The sequence below is a fragment of the Stenotrophomonas maltophilia group sp. P373 genome, from assembly GCF_053295075.1.
Map to the genome: position 1 here is coordinate 963,217 of NZ_CM129994.1, position 20,228 is coordinate 983,444.

General features: G+C 65.6%; 18 protein-coding genes, 7 tRNA genes and 1 other RNA gene. 21 read left to right on the top strand and 5 right to left on the bottom strand.

Annotated elements, in window-relative coordinates; genetic code table 11:
• Positions 1 to 132: 132 nt before the first annotated feature.
• From ACSYHF_RS04395 to ACSYHF_RS04455, 13 genes are all read left to right on the top strand, one after another.
• Entirely contained in the window at positions 133 to 501 is a 369-nt protein-coding gene (locus ACSYHF_RS04395; RefSeq protein WP_005415467.1) for a hypothetical protein, read from the top strand.
• 136 nt (positions 502 to 637) lie between these two features.
• Positions 638 to 722 (top strand) — tRNA-Leu (locus tag ACSYHF_RS04400).
• Positions 723 to 911: 189 nt separating this feature from the next.
• Complete coding sequence (tig, locus tag ACSYHF_RS04405; protein WP_005415468.1) at positions 912 to 2,207, top strand: trigger factor; 1,296 nt, start codon at positions 912 to 914, stop codon at positions 2,205 to 2,207.
• Between the two features lie 76 nt (positions 2,208 to 2,283).
• Positions 2,284 to 2,910 carry an ATP-dependent Clp endopeptidase proteolytic subunit ClpP gene (gene clpP, locus ACSYHF_RS04410; RefSeq protein ID WP_004146318.1) on the top strand — a complete coding sequence of 209 codons (627 nt, stop codon included), beginning with the start codon at positions 2,284 to 2,286 and terminating at the stop codon, positions 2,908 to 2,910.
• Positions 2,911 to 3,036: 126 nt separating this feature from the next.
• Positions 3,037 to 4,326 (top strand): ATP-dependent Clp protease ATP-binding subunit ClpX, encoded by a 1,290-nt coding sequence (gene clpX, locus ACSYHF_RS04415; RefSeq protein WP_004154600.1) that lies wholly within the window; start codon positions 3,037 to 3,039, stop codon positions 4,324 to 4,326.
• A 143-nt stretch (positions 4,327 to 4,469) separates the two neighbouring features.
• On the top strand, positions 4,470 to 6,920 hold the full coding sequence (gene lon / locus ACSYHF_RS04420; protein WP_329915928.1) for an endopeptidase La: 2,451 nt from the start codon (positions 4,470 to 4,472) through the stop codon (positions 6,918 to 6,920).
• Positions 6,921 to 7,140: 220 nt separating this feature from the next.
• The gene (locus ACSYHF_RS04425) at positions 7,141 to 7,413 is read left to right on the top strand and encodes an HU family DNA-binding protein (RefSeq protein WP_005408270.1); all 273 of its coding nucleotides are present in this window, start codon (positions 7,141 to 7,143) and stop codon (positions 7,411 to 7,413) included.
• A gap of 11 nt (positions 7,414 to 7,424) precedes the next feature.
• Positions 7,425 to 7,499, top strand: a tRNA-Val gene (locus ACSYHF_RS04430).
• 26 nt (positions 7,500 to 7,525) lie between these two features.
• A tRNA-Asp gene (locus ACSYHF_RS04435) sits at positions 7,526 to 7,602 on the top strand.
• A gap of 82 nt (positions 7,603 to 7,684) precedes the next feature.
• A tRNA-Asp gene (locus ACSYHF_RS04440) sits at positions 7,685 to 7,761 on the top strand.
• Between the two features lie 86 nt (positions 7,762 to 7,847).
• A tRNA-Asp gene (locus ACSYHF_RS04445) sits at positions 7,848 to 7,924 on the top strand.
• A 106-nt stretch (positions 7,925 to 8,030) separates the two neighbouring features.
• Positions 8,031 to 8,107: transfer RNA gene (locus tag ACSYHF_RS04450), tRNA-Asp, on the top strand.
• Between the two features lie 181 nt (positions 8,108 to 8,288).
• The gene (locus ACSYHF_RS04455; RefSeq protein ID WP_053500849.1) at positions 8,289 to 10,244 is read left to right on the top strand and encodes a peptidyl-prolyl cis-trans isomerase; all 1,956 of its coding nucleotides are present in this window, start codon (positions 8,289 to 8,291) and stop codon (positions 10,242 to 10,244) included.
• 180 nt (positions 10,245 to 10,424) lie between these two features.
• On the opposite strand, the gene ACSYHF_RS04460 is transcribed toward ACSYHF_RS04455, so the two are convergent.
• A complete protein-coding gene (locus ACSYHF_RS04460; protein WP_032953978.1) occupies positions 10,425 to 11,627 on the bottom strand; it encodes a lytic transglycosylase domain-containing protein in 1,203 nt (400 codons plus the stop codon).
• The gene (gene gloB / locus ACSYHF_RS04465; protein ID WP_065177986.1) at positions 11,624 to 12,388 is read right to left on the bottom strand and encodes a hydroxyacylglutathione hydrolase; all 765 of its coding nucleotides are present in this window, start codon (positions 12,386 to 12,388) and stop codon (positions 11,624 to 11,626) included. Before gloB ends, ACSYHF_RS04460 begins: the two co-directional genes overlap by 4 nt.
• An 11-nt stretch (positions 12,389 to 12,399) precedes the next feature.
• Between gloB and ACSYHF_RS04470 the strand changes: the two genes are divergently transcribed.
• From ACSYHF_RS04470 to dnaQ, 3 genes are read left to right on the top strand one after another with little or no spacing between them, the layout of a single operon-like run.
• A complete protein-coding gene (locus tag ACSYHF_RS04470; RefSeq protein WP_065185797.1) occupies positions 12,400 to 13,044 on the top strand; it encodes a methyltransferase domain-containing protein in 645 nt (214 codons plus the stop codon).
• A gap of 12 nt (positions 13,045 to 13,056) precedes the next feature.
• Positions 13,057 to 13,509, top strand: a complete 453-nt coding sequence (rnhA, locus tag ACSYHF_RS04475; protein ID WP_005408275.1) for a ribonuclease HI — start codon at positions 13,057 to 13,059, stop codon at positions 13,507 to 13,509.
• Positions 13,510 to 13,513: 4 nt separating this feature from the next.
• On the top strand, positions 13,514 to 14,245 hold the full coding sequence (dnaQ, locus tag ACSYHF_RS04480; RefSeq protein ID WP_005415480.1) for a DNA polymerase III subunit epsilon: 732 nt from the start codon (positions 13,514 to 13,516) through the stop codon (positions 14,243 to 14,245).
• Positions 14,246 to 14,307: 62 nt separating this feature from the next.
• On the opposite strand, the gene ACSYHF_RS04485 is transcribed toward dnaQ, so the two are convergent.
• Positions 14,308 to 15,012, bottom strand: coding sequence for a PP2C family protein-serine/threonine phosphatase (locus tag ACSYHF_RS04485; protein WP_005415481.1), 705 nt, complete (start codon positions 15,010 to 15,012; stop codon positions 14,308 to 14,310).
• A gap of 165 nt (positions 15,013 to 15,177) precedes the next feature.
• On the opposite strand from ACSYHF_RS04485, the gene ACSYHF_RS04490 reads away from it, so the two are divergent.
• Positions 15,178 to 15,268 (top strand) — tRNA-Ser (locus tag ACSYHF_RS04490).
• Positions 15,269 to 16,185: 917 nt separating this feature from the next.
• Positions 16,186 to 16,590: a DUF6165 family protein gene (locus ACSYHF_RS04495; RefSeq protein WP_005415482.1), complete on the top strand. Its 405-nt coding sequence runs from the start codon at positions 16,186 to 16,188 to the stop codon at positions 16,588 to 16,590.
• 18 nt (positions 16,591 to 16,608) lie between these two features.
• Here ACSYHF_RS04495 and ACSYHF_RS04500 read toward each other — a convergent pair whose 3' ends face one another.
• Positions 16,609 to 17,655: a glycosyltransferase family 9 protein gene (locus ACSYHF_RS04500; protein WP_005415483.1), complete on the bottom strand. Its 1,047-nt coding sequence runs from the start codon at positions 17,653 to 17,655 to the stop codon at positions 16,609 to 16,611.
• A 20-nt stretch (positions 17,656 to 17,675) separates the two neighbouring features.
• On the opposite strand from ACSYHF_RS04500, the gene ACSYHF_RS04505 reads away from it, so the two are divergent.
• Together ACSYHF_RS04505 and ACSYHF_RS04510 are read left to right on the top strand one after the other, a co-directional pair.
• Positions 17,676 to 18,425: a 3-deoxy-D-manno-octulosonic acid kinase gene (locus ACSYHF_RS04505; protein WP_005415484.1), complete on the top strand. Its 750-nt coding sequence runs from the start codon at positions 17,676 to 17,678 to the stop codon at positions 18,423 to 18,425.
• Positions 18,425 to 19,192, top strand: a complete 768-nt coding sequence (locus tag ACSYHF_RS04510; RefSeq protein ID WP_005415485.1) for an MBL fold metallo-hydrolase — start codon at positions 18,425 to 18,427, stop codon at positions 19,190 to 19,192. The genes ACSYHF_RS04505 and ACSYHF_RS04510 overlap by 1 nt, the downstream gene beginning before the upstream one ends.
• 148 nt (positions 19,193 to 19,340) lie before the next feature.
• On the opposite strand, the gene ffs is transcribed toward ACSYHF_RS04510, so the two are convergent.
• Positions 19,341 to 19,437: signal recognition particle sRNA small type (gene ffs, locus ACSYHF_RS04515), an RNA gene on the bottom strand.
• 300 nt (positions 19,438 to 19,737) lie between these two features.
• Between ffs and ACSYHF_RS04520 the strand changes: the two genes are divergently transcribed.
• Positions 19,738 to 20,055, top strand: coding sequence for a DMT family transporter (locus ACSYHF_RS04520; protein ID WP_005415486.1), 318 nt, complete (start codon positions 19,738 to 19,740; stop codon positions 20,053 to 20,055).
• Positions 20,056 to 20,228 lie beyond the last annotated feature (173 nt).

The window sequence follows — 20,228 nt, forward strand, 5'->3', positions numbered from 1 at the left end:
GCAATGCTGAAATCAGCGGCATACACGTCATCAGTGTTTTCAATGCTGTGCGCTGCATCTCACCGCATCGCGTCCTGCATCGCACCCAATGGATCTTCCGCGCCGACGGCGCATGCACGAAGGACGATGTTGATGGCTCATATCAATCGATTGCACCGCACGCTGTGGGTTTCCTTCGCGTTGCTGGCACTGGCGGCCTGCGCGCCCGCCGACGATCCCGCGCAGACCGTCGAACGCGATGCTGGCACGGAGAGCGCTCCTGCACGCTCGGTCGGTGAGGCCATGCAGATGCAGCCGGCTCAGCCGGCAGAGCGGGAGGCCCTGCCCGATGCGGTGGACGTGCAGCGCAATGCGGATGGTTCGGTGGATGTGCGCAAGGCCACGCCGGAGTCGGCGGCCCTGCGGCGCACCGGCGACGGGGGCGTGGAGATCCGCAAGGTGGATCCTGCAGCCGGGCAGGGTGCCGATACGGCGTCGGCCAAGGCCAGGCCGCAGCAGTGAACCCCGCCACCCCGGATGAGCTTGCGCTCGCCGGGGTGGTTCAACGCGCGGGCTGCGCACAATTGCCATGTTCAGTTTTGTGCAGGCCTTCCGCTTCCCGTCATCGCCTGCGACAATGAACACCTGCGCCGGCCACGCGAAAGTGGCGGAATTGGTAGACGCCCTGGATTTAGGTTCCAGTGCCGCAAGGCGTGGGGGTTCGAGTCCCCCCTTTCGCACCAGTGCCGGCCTGTCCCCGCCCTGATCGGGCCATCTGCGCCCCCTTGACCGGCACGCGCTGGCAGTGCAAGCCGAATTGGGCGAAACTAAAGGGCTGCGGCAAGCAGGCGCGTCCCAGACGTCGCGTCCTTACAACCGTTTCATCCCAATCATCGAGCCGGGGGCCTGGGCCACCGGTGGCAGGAGTCAACATGCAAGCTTCGATCGAATCCACCGGCAACCTGGAACGCCGCCTGAGCTTCTCGCTGCCGGAAGAGCGTCTGCAGAGCCACATCGTCGGCCGCCTCGGCGAAATCGCCCGTACCACCCGCATCAAGGGTTTCCGCCCGGGCAAGGTGCCGGCCAAGGTGATCGAGCAGCGCTTCGGCGCGCAGGTCCGTGGCGAGGCGCTGGACGGCCTGCTGCGCGAAACCTTCGATGCAGCCGTGCGCGAGCACGACCTGCGCATCGTCGGCAGCCCGCGCATCGACAAGGGCGACGAGGGTGAGTTCTCCTTCGTCGCCACCGTGGAAGTGGTGCCGGACTTCGGCGACATCGACGTCAGCAAGCTGACCGTCGTGCGCCATACCGCCGAGATCACCGACGCCGACATCGACCAGATGATCGAGAACCTGCAGAACCAGCGCCGTACCTGGGCCCCGGTCAGCCGTGGCGCGCAGGACGGTGACCTGGTCGCGGTGGAAACCTGGTCGCAGGCCGGCGAAGAGCGCCTGCCGGCCGAGGGCACCGAGAAGGGTTCGATCGTGCTCGGCCAGGGCATGATGTTCGACACCATCGAGAAGGGCCTGGTCGGCCTGGCCAAGGGCGAAGAGAAGACCCTGGACGTCGAGTTCCCGGCTGACTGGCGCGTGCCGGTGCTGGCCGGCAAGACCGTGCAGGTCACCGTCAAGGTCACCGAGGTCTCCGAGCCGGTCGTGCCGGCGGTCGACGAAGCCTTCATCAAGAGCTTCGGCGTGAAGGGCGGCGATGTGGAGCAGTTCCGCAGCGACATCCGCGCCAACCTGGAGCGCGAGCTGAAGGGTGCGTTGATGAACCGCCTGCGCCGCGAAGTGGGCGAGCAGCTGATCGCGGCCTACTCCTCGGTCGAAATGCCGCCGCGCCTGGTCGAGAACGAAGCCCGCGCCATGCTGGCCCAGCAGGTCGAGCAGCTGCGCCGCAACGGCCAGAACGTCGGCGAGATCCCGGCCGATGCCCACGAAGGCTTCAAGGACGCTGCCGCCAAGCGCGTGCTGGTCGGCCTGCTGGTCGGTGAAGTGGCCCGCATCAACGACCTGCGCCTGGAAGCCAAGCGCCTGAATGAAACGATGCGTCTGATCGCTTCGACCTACGAAGAGCCGGAGCAGGTCATTGAGATGTACCGCAACGACCCCCAGTTGATGTCTGGCCTGCAGAACCGTGTGATGGAAGAGCAGGTGATCGACTGGATCGCCGAGCGTGCCCAGCACACCGAAGAGAAGCTGTCGTTCCAGGACGCGATCCGCCAGTAAGCCCGGGCGGATCACCGGATGCCCCGCGCCTTTGCCGGCGCGGGGTTGTTGCCCCCCAAGATAGGTACCTCACGTAATGGACAACCGAACCAAAGCCCTGAACCTGGTTCCGATGGTGGTCGAGCAGACCAGCCGCGGCGAGCGTGCCTACGACATCTATTCGCGCCTGTTGAAGGAGCGCCTGATCTTCCTCGTGGGCCCGATCGACGATCACATGGCCAACGTGGTGGTGGCGCAGTTGCTGTTCCTGGAATCGGAAAACCCGGAAAAGGACATCAACATCTACATCAACTCGCCGGGTGGCGTGGTCACCGCCGGCATGGCGATCTACGACACCATGCAGTACATCAAGCCGAATGTGAGCACCACCTGCATCGGCCAGGCCGCCTCGATGGGCGCCCTGCTGCTGGCCGCGGGCGAAGCCGGCAAGCGCTATGCGCTGCCGAACTCGCGCGTGATGATCCATCAGCCGCTGGGTGGCTACCAGGGCCAGGCCACCGACATCGACATCCACGCGCGCGAGATCCTGACCCTGCGTTCGCGCCTGAACGAGGTGCTGGCCAAGCACACCGGCCAGTCGCTGGAGACGATCGCCCGTGATACCGAGCGCGACAACTTCAAGAGCGCCTTCGAGGCGCAGGCCTACGGTCTGGTCGACCAGGTCCTGGAGCGTCGTCCGGATGAGTCGATCCAGGCCGGCTGACCGGCCTTCACGGGGCCAGGGAGGCCTCGTTCCTGCAGGGTCGGGTGGGACTGGTGTCCCCTCGGCCCTGTGCTATTCTCGAATCGAACCCCCGTTCAGCGGGTGGGGTAACTGGGTAAGCGAAGCATGAGCGAAGACCGCCAAGGTCGTTCCACGGACACCGGCAAGATCCTCTACTGCTCTTTCTGCGGCAAGAGCCAGCATGAAGTGCGCAAGCTGATTGCGGGTCCGAGCGTGTTCATCTGCGATGAGTGCGTGGAGCTGTGCAACGACATCATCCGTGAGGAACTTGAGGAAAAGGCGCAGTCGGCGCGCAGTTCGCTGCCCAAGCCGCGCGAGATCCTCGAGGTCCTCGACCAGTACGTGATCGGCCAGAACCGTGCCAAGCGCACGCTGGCAGTGGCCGTGTACAACCACTACAAGCGCATCGAGAGCCGGCAGAAGAACGACGACGTCGAACTGGCGAAGTCGAACATCCTGCTGGTCGGCCCGACCGGTTCGGGCAAGACGCTGCTGGCCGAGACCCTGGCCCGCCTGCTCAACGTGCCGTTCACCATGGCCGACGCCACCACGCTGACCGAAGCCGGTTACGTGGGTGAGGACGTGGAGAACATCATCCAGAAGCTGCTGCAGAAGTGCGACTACGACGTCGAGAAGGCGCAGCAGGGCATCGTCTACATCGATGAAATCGACAAGATCTCGCGCAAGAGCGAGAACCCGTCGATCACCCGCGATGTGTCCGGCGAAGGCGTGCAGCAGGCGCTGCTGAAGCTGATCGAAGGCACCGTGGCCAGCGTTCCGCCGCAGGGCGGCCGCAAGCACCCGCAGCAGGAATTCCTGCAGGTGGACACCAAGAACATCCTGTTCATCTGCGGCGGCGCGTTTGCCGGGCTGGACAAGGTGATCCAGGCCCGTTCCACCGACGTCGGCAGCATCGGCTTCGGCGCCAAGGTGAAGAGCAGCGAGCGCAAGCAGGAAGTGGGCAAGGTGCTGGCCGAAGTCGAGCCGGAAGACCTGATCAAGTTCGGCCTGATTCCCGAGTTCGTCGGCCGCCTGCCGGTGGTGGCGACCCTGGAGGAGCTGGACGAACCGGCCCTGATCAAGATCCTGACCGAGCCGAAGAACGCCATCACCAAGCAGTTCAAGAAGCTGTTCGAGATGGAGAACGTCGAGCTGGAGTTCCGCCCGGACGCGTTGTCGGCCATTGCCCGCAAGGCGCTCAAGCGCAAGACCGGTGCCCGCGGCCTGCGCACCATCGTCGAATCGGTCCTGCTGGACACCATGTACGACCTGCCGTCGCAGGAAAACGTCAGCAAGGTGGTGGTGGACGAGTCGGTGATCGAGCACAAGTCCGAGCCGTACCTGATCTACCAGACCCCGGCGGCCCCTGAACAGAAGGCCGCAGGCGCCGAGTGATCCTTCCAGGTTGTTGATTGGAAAGGATTTTCAAGGAATGCCTTGCATCTGAAAGCCGATGGCCCCATAACGGGGCCATCGGCTTTTTTTGTCTCCGGAAGATGCCCTCCCGGAGGCGGTTTTCCCCCTTCCCTGGAGCCCCCATGGCCCGTTCCCCAAGTGAAACCCTCGACCTGCCGGTCCTGCCGCTGCGCGACGTAGTGGTGTTCCCGCACATGGTCATCCCGCTGTTCGTCGGCCGTGACAAGTCCATGCACGCGCTCGAACAGGCAATGGAGGCGGACAAGCGCATCCTGCTGCTGGCGCAGAAGTCGGCCGAGACCGATGACCCGCATGCGGCCGACCTCTACCAGGTCGGTACGCTGGCGCAGGTGCTGCAGCTGCTGAAGCTGCCCGACGGCACCATCAAGGTGCTGGTCGAAGGCCTGTCGCGCGTGCAGGTCACCCACGTCGACGAGCGCAACGGCTCGCTGCATGGGCAGGCGGTGGAAATCGACGCCACTGACGAGCGCGAAGCGCGCGAGGTCGAGGCGATTGCCCGCTCGCTGATGTCGCTGTTCGAGCAGTACGTGAAGACCAACCGCAAGCTGCCGCCGGAGCTGCTGCAGACGCTGTCGGGCATCGATGAGCCGGCGCGCCTGGCCGACACCATCGCTGCGCACATCAGCGTGCGCCTGGCCGACAAGCAGCGCCTGCTGGAAACGCTGGCCGTCGGTGACCGCCTGGAGATGCTGGTCGGCCTGGTCGACGGCGAGATCGACGTGCAGCAGATGGAGAAGCGCATCCGCGGCCGCGTGAAGTCGCAGATGGAGAAGAGCCAGCGCGAGTACTACCTCAACGAACAGATGAAGGCCATCCAGAAGGAACTGGGTGACCTGGACGACGCGCCGGGCGAGCTGGAAGAACTGGCCCGCAAGATTGCCGAGGCCGGCATGCCGAAGGCGGTTGAAGCCAAGGCGCGCAACGAACTGAACAAGCTCAAGCAGATGTCGCCGATGTCGGCCGAAGCCGCCGTCGTGCGCAACTACCTGGAGTGGCTGCTGGGCGTGCCGTGGAAGAAGCGCAGCAAGGTGCGCAAGGACCTGAAGGTCGCGCAGGATACGCTCGATGCCGACCACTACGGCCTGGAGAAGGTCAAGGAGCGCATCCTTGAATACCTGGCGGTGCAGTCGCGCGTGAAGCAGATGAAGGGCCCGATCCTGTGCCTGGTCGGGCCGCCGGGCGTGGGCAAGACCTCGCTGGGCCAGTCCATTGCCAAGGCCACCAACCGCAAGTTCGTGCGCATGTCGCTGGGCGGCGTGCGCGACGAGGCCGAAATCCGTGGCCACCGCCGTACCTACGTCGGTTCCATGCCGGGCCGCATCGTGCAGAACCTCAACAAGGTCGGCAGCAAGAACCCGCTGTTCGTGCTCGACGAGATCGACAAGATGTCGATGGACTTCCGTGGCGATCCGTCTTCGGCGCTGCTGGAAGTGCTCGATCCGGAGCAGAACAACGCATTCAACGACCACTACCTGGAAGTGGACCTGGACCTGTCCGAAGTGATGTTCGTGGCGACCTCGAACTCGCTCAACATTCCCGGCCCGCTGCTGGACCGCATGGAAGTGATCCGCATCCCCGGCTACACCGAGGACGAGAAGCTCAACATCGCGACCCGCTACCTGGTGCCGAAGCAGGTCAAGGCCAACGGCCTGCAGCCGGAAGAGCTGGAGATCGGCAGTGATGCCATCCAGGACATCGTGCGCTACTACACGCGTGAATCGGGCGTGCGCAACCTGGAACGCGAGATCGCCAAGATCTGCCGCAAGGTGGTGAAGGAGATCGCGCTGGCTGGCCCGCAGCCGGTGAAGGCGAAGAAGGGTGCGAAGAAGTCCAAGGCGCTGGTCAGCGTGTCCAGCAAGAACCTGGACAAGTACCTGGGCGTGCGTCGCTTCGACTTCGGACGTGCCGAGGAAGAGAACGAGATCGGCCTGGTCACCGGCCTGGCCTGGACCGAGGTCGGCGGCGACCTGCTGCAGATCGAATCGACCCTGGTGCCGGGCAAGGGCCAGCTGATCCTGACCGGCCAGCTCGGCAACGTGATGAAGGAGTCGGCTTCGGCGGCACTGTCGGTGGTGCGTTCGCGCGCCGTGGGCTTCGGCATCGACAGCGACTTCCTGCAGAAGCACGACGTACACCTGCACGTGCCCGATGGCGCCACGCCGAAGGATGGCCCGAGTGCCGGCGCGGCGATGGTCACCTCGCTGGTGTCGATGCTGACCAGGGTGCCGGTGCGCGCCGATGTGGCGATGACCGGCGAGATCACCCTGCGTGGTCGCGTCACTGCCATCGGTGGCCTGAAGGAGAAGCTGCTGGCTGCACTGCGTGGCGGCATCCGCACGGTCATCATCCCGGAAGAGAACCGCAAGGACCTGGCCGACATCCCGGCCAACGTCACCCGCGATCTGAAGATCGTGCCGGTGAAGTACATCGAAGAAGTCCTGGACCTGGCGCTGGAGCGTCCGTTGGCACCGAAGAAGGCGCGCAAGAGTGCGCAGCGTGTCACGGTGCGCAGCAAGGCCAAACCGAGTGGAAACGCGCGCGTCAAGCATTGACGCGCGCTGTCCAATGGCCCGAAACCCGCGTCGTTGCTGGCTTTCCAGCTTGCGTGGGGGTAGGGCCACTGGTATAAAAGCAGCACTCGCGAATGAGTGGTCGCAGTCTGGTGATCGCTGGAATTCGGCGAACCGTTTCCACATGGCGGCCGCATGCAGATGGCGTGCGGTTGCTTCCCTGTCGAATAAGCGGAACCCACCGCCAAAGGAGTTGTAGAGAATGAACAAGACCGAATTGATCGATGCCGTTGCTGAAGCTGCCGACCTGACCAAGGCAGAGTCCAGCCGCGCTGTCGATGCCGTCGTTGCTGCCATCACCAAGGCGCTGAAGGACGGCGATGCGGTCACCCTGGTTGGCTTCGGTACCTTCCAGGTCCGCGACCGTGCTGCCCGCACCGGCCGCAACCCGAAGACCGGCGACACCATCAAGATCGCTGCTTCGAAGAATCCGTCGTTCAAGGCTGGCAAGGCCCTGAAGGATGCTGTAAACTAAGCGGCTCGCTGGGGTGCTTAGCTCAGCGGTAGAGCGTCTCCTTTACACGGAGAGGGTCGGGGGTTCGAAACCCTCAGCACCCACCACAGCACCGCGGTAAAAGTTTGAGTGTGGAGCGGTAGTTCAGCTGGTTAGAATGCTGGCCTGTCACGCCGGAGGTCGCGGGTTCGAGTCCCGTCCGCTCCGCCATTCAACGAGGCCTCCGGCCAAAAGCTGGAGGCTTTGTTTTCTCCCCGGTCCAGGCCGGCTGAAAGCAAAAAAGTAACAACGCGGAGCGGTAGTTCAGCTGGTTAGAATGCTGGCCTGTCACGCCGGAGGTCGCGGGTTCGAGTCCCGTCCGCTCCGCCAGTACATCGAGGCCCCCGGTTCAAGGCTGGGGGCCTTGTCTTCTCACCGAGAGGTTCGGGAGGAAGGCGAAAAGTCTTTGCAAGAACGGAGCGGTAGTTCAGCTGGTTAGAATGCTGGCCTGTCACGCCGGAGGTCGCGGGTTCGAGTCCCGTCCGCTCCGCCATTGCAGACTTCTTAAGTCCCTGTGAAAAAACTTTGAAAAAAGTGTTCATCGGGCTGGGTTTCCAGCGAGTCTTCGGATATACTGGGCACCTGCAAAGTTCAAGCGCGGAGCGGTAGTTCAGCTGGTTAGAATGCTGGCCTGTCACGCCGGAGGTCGCGGGTTCGAGTCCCGTCCGCTCCGCCAACTCTAAAAGCCCTCGGCGCAAGCCGGGGGCTTTTTCTTTGCGCCAGGATGGAGTTGGCCGATGCACTGATGGTGCGTGCCTGCGCAAGTGGGCGCAGGCCGCGTCGGTGCTGCTTTTGGTCCCTGCGGCGAAGCGGGTTACACTGCCGGGCTCGCCAATCAGGCCTTGTGATTCCTCACCATGCTGCAGAAACTCCGCGACAAGACCTCAGGCTGGATCGTCACCGTGATCCTGGGGCTGCTGATGATTCCGTTCCTGTTCGTGATCGACAACAGCTACCTCGGTGGCGTTGGCGCACAGAACGTGGCCAAGGTTTCCGCGCCGCCCACCTGGTGGCGTTCGGCGCCGTCGTGGTGGCCGGTGCGCATGCTGTGGCAGCACCATGAGATCAGCTCGCAGGATTTCCGCACGCGTTTCGAGCAGGAGCGCATGCGTGAGCGCCAGCAGCAGGGCGACAACTTCGACCCGCGCGCGTTCGAGAGCACCGAGAACAAGATGGCCGTGCTCGATCAGCTGATCGACGAACAGGTCGTGCGTCTGGTCGGTGAACAGGCGGGCGTGGTGATCGGCGACGGCGCTGTGCGCGAATACATCGCGACCATGCCGGCGTTCCTCGATTCGAACGGCAAGTTCAACGAGAACAACTACCGGCTGGCATTGGCCGGTGGCAATCCGCCGCGTACCCCGACCCAGTTCCAGGAACTGGTGCGTGAGAGCCTGCAGCAGTCGGTGATCCCATCGGGCCTGCAGAGCTCCGGCTTCGTCACCCAGGCCGAGACCGAGCGCCTGTTGAAGCTGCTGGGCGAAACCCGCGACGTCGAGCTGGCCGCGTTGCCGCCCGTACCGGCCGATACCGCGCCGGTCACCGATGATCAGATCAAGCAGTGGTACGACAGCCACGGCAAGGATTTCCGCCAGGCCGAGAGCGTGTCGCTGGAGTACGTCGAGATCAACGGTGCGAACCTGCCGGCACCGGTCCCGGCCGATGAAGCGACCCTGCGCAAGCGCTATGAAGAGGAAAAGGCAAAGTTCACCTCGCCGGAGCAGCGCCAGGCCTCGCACATCCTGATCACCGGTGACGGCGCCGAAGCCAAGGCGAACAGGATCGCTGCCGAAGCCAAGACGGCCGGTGCCGACTTCGCTGCGCTGGCCAAGGCCAATTCGGAAGATCCGGGCTCCAAGGACCAGGGCGGTGACCTGGGCTGGGTCGAGCGCGGTGCGATGGTCAAGCCGTTCGAGGACGCGCTGTTTGCGGCCAAGGCCGGTGACGTGATCGGCCCGGTCAAGACCGAGTTCGGTTACCACATCATCAAGGTGGCCGCTGTGCGCGGTGGCCAGGGCAAGTCGTTCGAGGAAGTGCGTGACACCCTGGCTGCCGAGCAGCTGAAGGCCGACGGCGAGCGCGGCTTCAACGAACTGGCCGGTCGCCTGGTCGATGCCATCAACAAGAGCCCGAGCGACCTGGCGGCCGCCGCCAAGGAAGTGAACCTGCCGCTGCAGACCCTGGGCCCGATCACCCGCGCGACCGCCAGCGGCATCGCCGCTGACCCGGCCGTGCTGCGTGCCGCCTTCTCCGACGTGCTGGTGCAGGACGGTACCGCCAGTGACCCGATCGCCCTGGGCGGCGCGACCAACCACAGCGTGGTCATCCGTGTGGCTGCACACACCCCGGAACAGGCCCTGCCGCTGGACAAGGCCCGTGACCAGGTGATCGCTGCGATCCGTGCTGATCGCCAGCGCCAGGCCAGCGACAAGGCGGCCGATGCCATCCTGGCCAAGCTGAAGGCGGGCGCCACCCTGCAGTCGCTGGCCGCCAGCGAGAAGCTGCAGCTGAGCCCGATGCCGGGCCTGCCGCGCAGCCAGCCGGTGCCGACCCCGGAAATCAACCGCGCGATCTTCAGTGCGCCGGTGCCGGCTGAAGGCAAGCCGAGCTATGGCAAGGTCGACGTCAATGGCCACGCGCTGCTGTTCGCGGTGAACAAGGTCAATCCGGGCGACATCAAGGAAGTGACTGCAGAGCAGCAGAAGCAGCTGAAGGAACAGCTGAGCCAGATCGACGGCATGGCCGCAGCCAAGGCCTACATCGAAGCGATGCGCAAGAAGTTCATGATCCAGACCACCGAAGCGAACCTGTAAGCCTCGCGGCGGCACCCATGAGAGAGGCCCGGCAATGCCGGGCCTTTTTTGTGCCTGCCGATGCGTAGCGTCGAGCCATGCTCGACTGCGCCTGCTGGGCGCAGGCATGAAAAAAGCCGAGCGTGGGCTCGGCTCTCCAGAACAAAGGGGCGGGCAGGGCGCGGCGGTGCCGCGCCGGACTCAGTCCTCCACGCGCAGCACGGCGCCCGGCTTCAGCACGCTGCTGCCGCTCAGGCCGTTCAGCGACAGTAGCGCCTTGACCGGCATGCCATAGCGGCGGGCGATGGTCCAGGCCGATTCACCATCCCGCACGGTGTGGCGACGACTGCGCGGACGATCGGCGATCGCGGCCACGGTCTTGGCGACCTGTGGCGTTGGCGAGGCGGCGGCAACAGGTACGCTACTGGCCACCAGTGCGGTGGCGGTGTCCGCCACGGTCGCGCTGGCGGCCGAGACCGGCGCCAGCACGCGGGTGGTGCCGGACGAGACGCGCCCACCGCCCGCCAGGGCGGGGTTGAGGCGGACGATCCTGGCCGGGTCCAGGGCACGCTGTGCGGCCCACTGCTGGACGCTGGTGCCGGCGGGCAGGGTGTGGTCCTTCAGTACGGGCACGGTGCGGTCCAGCGAGGCCATGACACCTGGCTGGTCTTCCACATCTTCCAGCACGCAGGCCAGGGCATGCAGCTTCTCGACGTAGGCATGGGTGACCGGCGACAGGCCGGGCAGCGCCGAGGGCTTGGCGTTCTGCGCGTTCATGCCGGCCTTGCGCATCGATTGCAGCACGCGGTACTCGCCGGCGTTGTAGGCCATGGTGGCCAGGCGCCAGTCGCCGCCGAACATGCCGTGCAGGGTCTTCAGGTAGCGCACTGCGGCCTGGGTGGAATCGACCGCCGACAGGCGCCCGTCGTAGCCGTTGGCCATGGGCACGCGGTGATTGCGCGCAGTGGTGGCGATGAACTGCCACAGGCCGGTCGGGCCGCTGCCATTGCGTGCATTGGGCCGGTAACCGCTTTCCACGAACGGAATCAGCGCGAACTCGGTAGGCAGGTTGGCCTTGCGCAGCTCTTCGACCACATAGCCGAACAGCACCAGTGCATCGTCATCCTGGTTGGCCAGGCGCGACGGGGCGTGGGCGAACTGCTTCTGCCAGCGCGGGCTGGTGGCCTCGGCATTGCAGGTGGGCTCGGCCAGGCCGTCGCGGAAGCTGGAGAAGATCTCCTGGCCGTTGCGGACCGACGCGGCCGGCAACGCGGCCGGATCCAGCGGCAGGGCCGCGGCGGCGGTCAGGTTCTGGCCGATGCCAGCGCCCAGCGACTGGGCGCCGGCGGTTCCGGCCAGCCCCAGGACCAGGCCCAGGGCCAGCGGCAGACTTCGGCGCATCATGCGCGGAAGCCGTCTTTCCAGTGCCGGAGACCGGCCATCACGTCGACGTCGTCAACGACGTCACGGCCCAGGTGCGCCGACACCGACGCGCGGATCGGCGCAGTGTGCACACGCAGGAACGGATTGCAGTCGAATTCGCTGGCCAGGGTTACCGGCAGGGTGGAACGGTCATCGCGGCGCATGGCCAAAGCCTCCTCTTGGCGCTGCCGCAAGGCAGCGTTGGCGGGGTCGACATGCCGCGCGAAGACGGCATTTGACACGGTGTACTCATGAGCGCAACAAAGCAGCAGTTGCGCGGGCAAGGTACCCAGCTTGCGCATCGATGCCAGCAGCTGGGACGGCGTACCTTCGAACAGGCGTCCACAGCCCAGGCTGAACAACGAATCTCCGCTGAAAAGATGTTCAGCAGTGTGAAACGCGATGTGGCTGCGGGTATGCCCGGGCACGGATAGTACGTGGAACGCCTGGCCCAGTGCCTGAACGCGTTCACCTTCGCCGACCCGTTCGGTTGCCGTGGGGATGCGCTCCTCGACGGGTGCGATCACCCGGACTCCAGGAAAACGTGCCTGCAGCACCGGCACGCCACCGATGTGGTCATCGTGATGATGGGTGAGCAGGATCGTGTCCACGCGCAGGCCCTGATCGGCGAGCGCAAGCACCGGCGCGGCATCGCCGGGATCGACGACCACGGCGTTACCGTCGTCGTCGATCAAGGTCCAGATGTAGTTGTCCGCAAATGCGGGCAGGGCAGTCAGTCGCATAGAATTGGACCATGCCCGCGCTGCAGAGCACCCGTCAAGCGAGCCAGACCCCGTGGTTCGACAGCGAACCAGCGGAAGCCCTGCGCGTTCTGGAGCGGCAACTGCTGCTGCCGCAGCTGTCGTTGCTGCCGGTGCAGCCCTGGCTGTGGATCGCGCCGAGTGCCGCATGGCTGGACGATGCGCAGCTTGGCGGGCGCGGCCTGCGCCTGTACCGGCAGGGGCACGGCTATGCCGGCGACACCCGCTGTGCGTTGCCGCTGCCGCTGGCCAATGAAAGCGTCAATGCGGTCGTGTTGCAGCATGTCACCGCAGCTGACGCTGATCGGTTGCTCGATGAGTGCGAGCGCGTGCTGATGCCGGGCGGCCATCTGTGGCTGAGCAGCCTCAACCCGTTCAGCCCTTACCGCACGCACTGGCGCCAGCACGGGCTGGTGGTGCGCACGCCGCAGCGGATCCGCCTGCTGCTCGGCCGCCACGGGCTGGAGTGCGACGATATGCGTTTCCTCGGCCCGCTCTGGCGCGGCGCCGGCAGCCGTCGCCCGGGCGGTTGGTCGCCACTGCGCGCGGCCTGCCTGTTCCATGCTGAAAAGCGAACGCTGGCCCTGCCCGGGCCGAAACCGTTGCCGGTGCGTTGGCACGGCACCGTTGCTACCTGATCTGGAGTTGTATTGAAAACCATTGAAATCCACACCGACGGCTCCTGCCTTGGCAATCCTGGCCCCGGCGGCTGGGCTGCACTGCTGCGCTACAAGGGCCACGAGCGTGAACTGAGCGGCGGCGAAGCGCACACCACCAACAACCGGATGGAGCTGATGGCGGCCATTTCCGGCCTGGAAACGCTGACCGAGCCGTGCAACATCGTGCTCTATACCGATTCGCAGTACGTGCGGCAGGGCCTGACCCAATGGATGCCCGGCTGGATCCGCAAGAACTGGAAGACCGCCGGCGGCGACCCGGTGAAGAACCGCGAGCTGTGGGAGCGCCTGCATGCGGCGACGCTGCGGCACCAGATCGATTGGCGCTGGGTGAAGGGCCACTCCGGTGACCCGGACAACGAGCGGGTGGATACCCTGGCGCGCAACGCGGCCATCCAGATCCGTGACGCCAGCCCGGTAAACTGAGTCCATGCGCCAGATCATCCTCGATACCGAAACCACCGGCCTGGAATGGAAGAAGGGCAACCGCATCGTTGAAATCGGCTGCGTGGAGCTGTTCAAGCGCCGCCCGACCGGCAACAACTACCACCAGTACATCAAGCCGGACTGCGAATTCGAACAGGGCGCGCAGGAAGTCACCGGCCTGACCCTGGAGTTCCTGGCTGACAAGCCGGACTTCGCGCAGATCGCCGATGAGTTCCTGGCTTTCATCGATGGCGCCGAGCTGATCATCCACAACGCGGCGTTCGACCTGGGCTTCCTCGACAACGAGCTGTCGTTGCTGGGCCCGCAGTATGGAAAGATCACCGATCGCTGCACGGTGATCGATACCCTGGTGATGGCGCGCGAGCGCTTCCCGGGCCAGCGCAATTCGCTGGATGCGCTGTGCAAGCGCCTGGGCGTGGACAATTCGCACCGTGCGCTGCATGGCGGCCTGCTCGACGCGCAGATCCTGGGCGATGTCTATATCGCGCTGACCTCGGGCCAGGAAGAGATCGGCTTCGGCATGGGCGACGATGACGGTGGTGGCGCCGGTGCCGCGCTGCAGGCCTTCGATACCAGCAAACTGCTGCCGCGCCCACGCGTGGTGGCCACCCCGTCTGAACTGGAAGCGCACAGCGCGCGTCTGGAACGACTGCGCAAGAAGGCCGGCTACGCCTTGTGGGATGGCCCGAAGGTGGAAGAGCCCGCCAGCGCATAAACATCCACGCATGGCGTGGATCTACTGTAGAGCCGAGCCCATGCTCGGCTCATGCACCAGGTTCAGTGGCAGCGCACCAGGATCACGCTGATGTTGTCGCGGCCACCGCCGTCGAGCGCGGCCGCGACCAGCGTGTCCACGCATTCCTGCGCGCTGGCATCGTCGAAGGCGAGGGTGCGGGCGATGCTGCGGTCGTCCACTTCCTCGGTCAGGCCGTCACTGCACAGCAGCAGCTGCATGCCCGGGCGCAGCTCACCGCTGGTGGTGGCCACGTTCAGATGTGCCGGGTCGGTCACGCCCAGCGCCTGGGTGACCACGTTGCGATGTGGATGCGCACGCGCCTGTTCGGCCGTCAGGTTGCCCTGCGCGACCAGTTCCTGCACCACGCTGTGGTCCTGGCTGAGCTGGGCCAGCTGGCCGTCACGCCACAGATAGGCGCGGCTGTCACCGACCCATGCCACTTCATAGCGATTGCCCTGCACGCGTGCGGCGACCACGGTGGTGCCCATCGGCAGGGTGTCGTTGCGCCGGCGCGAGGCGCGGATGATCTCTTCGTCAGCGGTGCGGATGGCCTGGGCCAGCGGCGCGCCACGGCGGATCTCGCGTACGATGGTTTCGCGCGCCAGCGCGCTGGCCACCTCGCCGCAGGCGTGGCCACCCATGCCATCGGCCACCAGCCACAGGGCCAGCTCGCTGTCACCGTAGTAGGTGTCTTCGTTGAGCTCGCGGCGCAGGCCGGGGTGAGTGAGGTGTCCGAATTCGATCATGGGGTGCGGGGGCGGGGTATTGCTGGGGAGACAGGCATCATCGGGGGGCTGCAGGCATCCGGCAAGGCATGCACTCAGGAAATTTTCACTTCGTTGACCGGAATGACTTGTCGCCGGCCTCACTTCCTCGTATGATGCGCGTCCCCGGTCCGCCGGGGACCACCCGGAGAGGTGGCAGAGTGGTTGAATGTACCTGACTCGAAATCAGGCAGGCGTTTATAGCGCCTCGGGGGTTCGAATCCCCCCCTCTCCGCCAGATAAAGAAAAAGGGCTGCCGAACGGCAGCCCTTTTTCTTTATCTGGCGCGGGACACGACGCGCTTTGCGCGCGTCGCCCCACACGTTGCTGTGCAACGCGTGGGCCCCTCCCTTCGCCGGCCTCTCCCCGCCCCTGTCGGGGCAGCCCCTCAACAGAGGGGCTTGTTCCACCAGATTGCCTCCGTGAATCCACGCCATGCGTGGATGCGCATCGGGATTTGCGGCGTAGTGACCATGTCCTGATCCGGCGCGGGACACGACGCGCTTTGCGCGCGTCGCCCCACACGTTGCTGTGCAACGCGTGGGCCCCTCCCTTCGCCGGCCTCTCCCCGCCCCTGTCGGGGCAGCCCCTCAACAGAGGGGCTTGTTCCACCAGATTGCCTCCGTGAATCCACGCCATGCGTGGATGCACATCGGGATTTGCGGCGCAGTGACCATGTCCTGATCCGGCGCGGGACACGACGCGCTTTGCGCGCGTCGCCCCACACGTTGCTGTGCAACGCGTGGGCCCCTCCCTTTGCCGGCCTCTCCCCGCCCCTGTCGGGGCAGCCCCTCAACAGAGGGGCTTGTTTCTCCAGATGCATCCGTAGATCCACGTCATGCGTGGATGGACAGCGCGAGTTGCGCTGTAGTGACCATGTCCTGATCTGGCGCGGGACGCGACGCGCTTTGCGCGTCGCCCCAAACGTTGCCGTGCAACGTTCGGGCCCCTCCCTTTGCCGGCCTCTCCCCGCCCCTGTCGGGGCAGCCCCTCAACAGAGGGGCTTGTTCCAGCAGATGCATCAGTAAATCCACGCCATGGGTGGATGCACTTGCTGCAGGGCTGGACCATCCACGCGCGGCGTGGCTCTACCTGAACTGTCCCATCGCCAGTCGCGGGTTAAACTGCACACATCACTTGCTGGAGCTTTCCCCGATGACCGCTGAAATCCTCGTCCCCGTGTCCTTCGGCGAGCTGCTGGACAAGATCTCGATCCTGCAGATCAAGTCCGAGCGCATCAGCGACGAGGGCAAGCTGGCCAATGTGCGCAGGGAGCTGTCGGCGCTGGAGCAGACCTGGATGGCACACCCGGCTGCGGTGAAGGACATCGCCAAGCTGCGTGCCGAGCTGAAGGCGGTCAACGAGCAGCTGTGGGACATCGAGGACGACATCCGCCTGAAGGAGAAGGCGCAGGCGTTCGACCAGGGCTTCATCGACCTGGCGCGCAGTGTCTACCTGCGCAACGACGAGCGCGCGCGCATCAAGAAGGCGATCAACCTGGCGCTGGGTTCGGCGTACGTGGAAGAGAAGTCCTATCAGGATTACGCGCAGCGCACGTGATCCCGGGCAGTCCGCCGCTCACCCCAGGTGGTCGGCGACGTAGCGTTCGAAGGCGGCGATACCGTCTTCGACGGTAATCAGTTCCATTACATCGTCGAACTCGATCTTGGTGCCCCACTTCAGATCGGTGGCCTGCTTGGCCAGGTACTTGCGCGCTGCGTCGTCGTAGCGGTCCACGCAGTAGCGGCGGTCCGAGTACGGGCCGCTGCGGTCCGGATTGCTGGCCGCATGCAGCCCCAGTACTTTGGTGCCCATTGCGTTGGCGATGTGCATCGGGCCCGAGTCCGGGGTCATCACCAGATTGGCGCGGGCCAGCAGGGCAGGCAGCTGCTTCAACGTGTCCTTGCCAACCAGGTCCAATGCAGGCGTCTGCAGCTGCGCCTGGATCGCATCGGCCATGTGGCGCTCCAGTTCGCTGCGGCCACCGCACAGCACCACCCGCCAGCCGCGCTGGACGGCATGGTTGGCCACCGCGGCGTAGCGGTCGGCGTACCAGTTGCGGCGCACGTGGCTGGAACAGGGCGAGATCATCAGCACCGGGCGGCCATCGTCCTGCCACTGCGCGGCGGCCCACTCGAAGGCGGACGGCGGCACGGCCAGATCCCAGCTGACTTCGGTCTGGCGCAGGCCCAGCGGCTCGCAGAAGCTGCCGATGGCATCCAGCACGTGGATGCCGGGGCGATCGGGAATACGCTCGTTGATGAAGAGCCCGTGCAGGTCCTTGGAGCGGCTGCGGTCGTATCCGATGCGGCGCTCGGCCGGAATGAAGGCCGACAGCAGGTTGGCGCGGAACGCGACCTGCATCTGCAACAGCGCTTCAAAGCGCCCCGGTGGCAGGTGCCTGCGCAGTTCCTTGACCCCGGCCATGCCGCTCTTCTTGTCGTAGGCATGGAAGGTGACGCCGGGCAGCCCGTCGAGCAGCTTGTGGCCGGCTTTGTCGATGATCCAGTGGATCGGCGTGTCCGGGCGTGCGGCCTGCAGGGTGCGCACCAGGGGCACCACGTGGGTGACATCGCCAAGTGCGGACAAGCGCAGGAGGCACAAGGAGGAGGACGCTGATGCCATGTGTTGTTAGACTCAATGAAATGGTCGCATTCGACGCCAATGAAGCGCTGACGCCATGCCGCGAGGGTCGCGGCATCGGGGCCATTCTGTTCGACCGCGAGCGGCTGCGGCAAGCCGATATTGGCCTGTTCTCGCCCCAGCACTGGGGCAGCAAGGCCCGCCCGGTGGGCGAGGGCGGCCGCGGCAGCGCCTGGTTCGTCGATGCGCCGTTCGGGGCCAGCGTGCTGCGCCACTACCTGCGCGGCGGCATGGCGGCCCGGATCAGCCACGACCAGTACCTCTGGCGCGGCTCGGACCGGACCCGCAGCTTCGCCGAATTCCGCCTGATGCGCGCGCTGCGCGAGAAGAAGCTGCCGGTGCCACGGCCGATCGCCGCGTTCTACATGCGTGAAGGCCTGCGCTACCGGGCGGCGATCCTGATGGAACGGATCGAGGACGTGCGCTCGCTGGCCGACCGCGCACTGGTTGCGGGCCGGGGCGCGCCCTGGGAAGAGACCGGGCGGCTGATCGCCCGTTTCCACCGTGCCGGCCTGGACCATGCCGACCTCAACGCGCACAACATCCTGTTCGATGGCAGTGGCCATGGCTGGCTGATCGATTTCGACCGTGGGGTGATCCGCATCCCGGCCACCGGCTGGCGCGAACGCAACCTCAAGCGGTTGCTGCGCTCGCTGGTCAAGCTGCGCGGCGAGCGCAGCGTGGAAGATGTGCAGAAGGACTACGCACGGCTGCGCCGTGCCTATGACATGGCGTGGAACCGGGGCACCTGATGGACTGGTCGTTGCGTTTCCTCGGCGTCGGCAATGCGTCGGCGGTCGAGCTGGGATCGCCGATGTCGGTGATCGAGCGCGGTGGTCGCCCGTGGCTGACCATCGATTGCGGCGGTGAAGGCCTCACCGCGTTCAAGGCGCACTACGGGCACATGCCGCAGGCGCTGTTCGTCACCCATGTGCACCTGGACCATGTGGCCGGCTTCGAGCGCCTGTTCGTGGACACTTTCTTCAATGCGCACCGGCGCGGCAAGGTGCGCCTGTACGTGCCTGCCACGGTGGTGCCGCTGCTGCACAAGCGCATTGCTGACTATCCGAACGTGCTGGCCGAGGGCGGTGCGAACTTCTGGGATGCCTTCCACCTGATCGTGGTGGGCGAGGCGTTCTGGCATGAGGGGATGCGCCTGGAGGTGTTTCCGGTGCGCCATCACTGGCCGGAGACGGCCTATGGCCTGCGCTTGCAGGGCGCGCTGACCTGGAGCGGCGATACCCGGCCGATTCCGGAGATGCTGGCGCGCTACGCCAACGACAACGAGCTGATCGCCCACGACTGCGGCCTGCATGGCAACCCGTCACACACGGGCGTGGACGACCTGGAGCGTGAGTACAGCATCGAACTGCAGGCGCGGATGATGCTCTACCACTACGCCAGCGTGGCCGATGGCCAAGCGCTGGCCGTGCGCGGGCACCGCGTGGCGCAGCCGGGGCAGTGCGTGCCGCTGGCCGACCCGACCGCGCCGCACGTACTGGTGCAGGATCCGCCGTGAGCAGGACCGGCCAGCCCGCTGATACGGCGCGGGCTGCCGAACTGGAGGCGCTGGAGCGAGCGCTGCAGTAGCGATGGGCCATGCCCGGCGAGGGGCGCCAACCAGGGTTGGCAGCTGCCAGGGCCGGGTGTCGCCAGAAAAGGCGATGGCCCCGCCGGCTGACCTCGGCGCCCGCGTCGATCGATACCGTTGCTGCCTTCCGGCCCTGGCGGGGTTTTCGACCTAGCGTCGCGAGGGGCCGACGGGGCCACCATAGAGACGTTGGCCGCCCCGAGGGCGGCCAGTTCACGGATCAGGGGAAGCAGCGCGCGATGCGCCGGAGACCACAGCCGGACCGCACATCGGCTAGCCGATGGCAGGCGCTCATTCTAGCGCAGGCGGGTGCGTCGATGCCAGCTTCACGCACTGAATCGGCTGTAACCCGTTCCCGGCCACGGCGGCCGGGCGTGGCTCCCGTTGCTAGAATGCCGGCCAGGAGGAACGACCTCCCCCACATCGGGAATCAAAGACCAGGACGGCCTGGCCCTACCAAGAGGAGGGCCGTCATGGCCTGGATCTATCTATTGTTTGCCGGCCTGCTGGAAATCGTCTGGGCCGTGTCCATGAAGCAGTCCGAAGGCTTCACCCGTCTCACCCCCACCGTGGTCACCATCATCGGCATGATCGCCAGCTTCTGGCTGTTGGCGGTGGCCATGCGCAGCCTGCCGCTGGGCACCGCCTATACGATCTGGACCGGCATCGGCGCGGTCGGCGCGTTCGTGGTCGGCATCGTGTTCCTGGGGGAGCAGGTCAGCCCGATGCGGATCGGTGCAGCGGTGCTGATTGTTTCCGGCCTGGTGCTGATGAAACTCTCCAGCAGCTGAATTTATTTACTCATGGCGGGGAATGGATTCTCCGCCACATGCAGCGATATGCATTTTCGGCAAAACCATTCTGTCTGCCTCTTTTATTTGACGTGCGTCATGAAAATAACGCGCGCGATTCACATGCCGCTGGCACGGCCGGTCGCACAGTGCCGCCATTCGTCGGGCGAAAT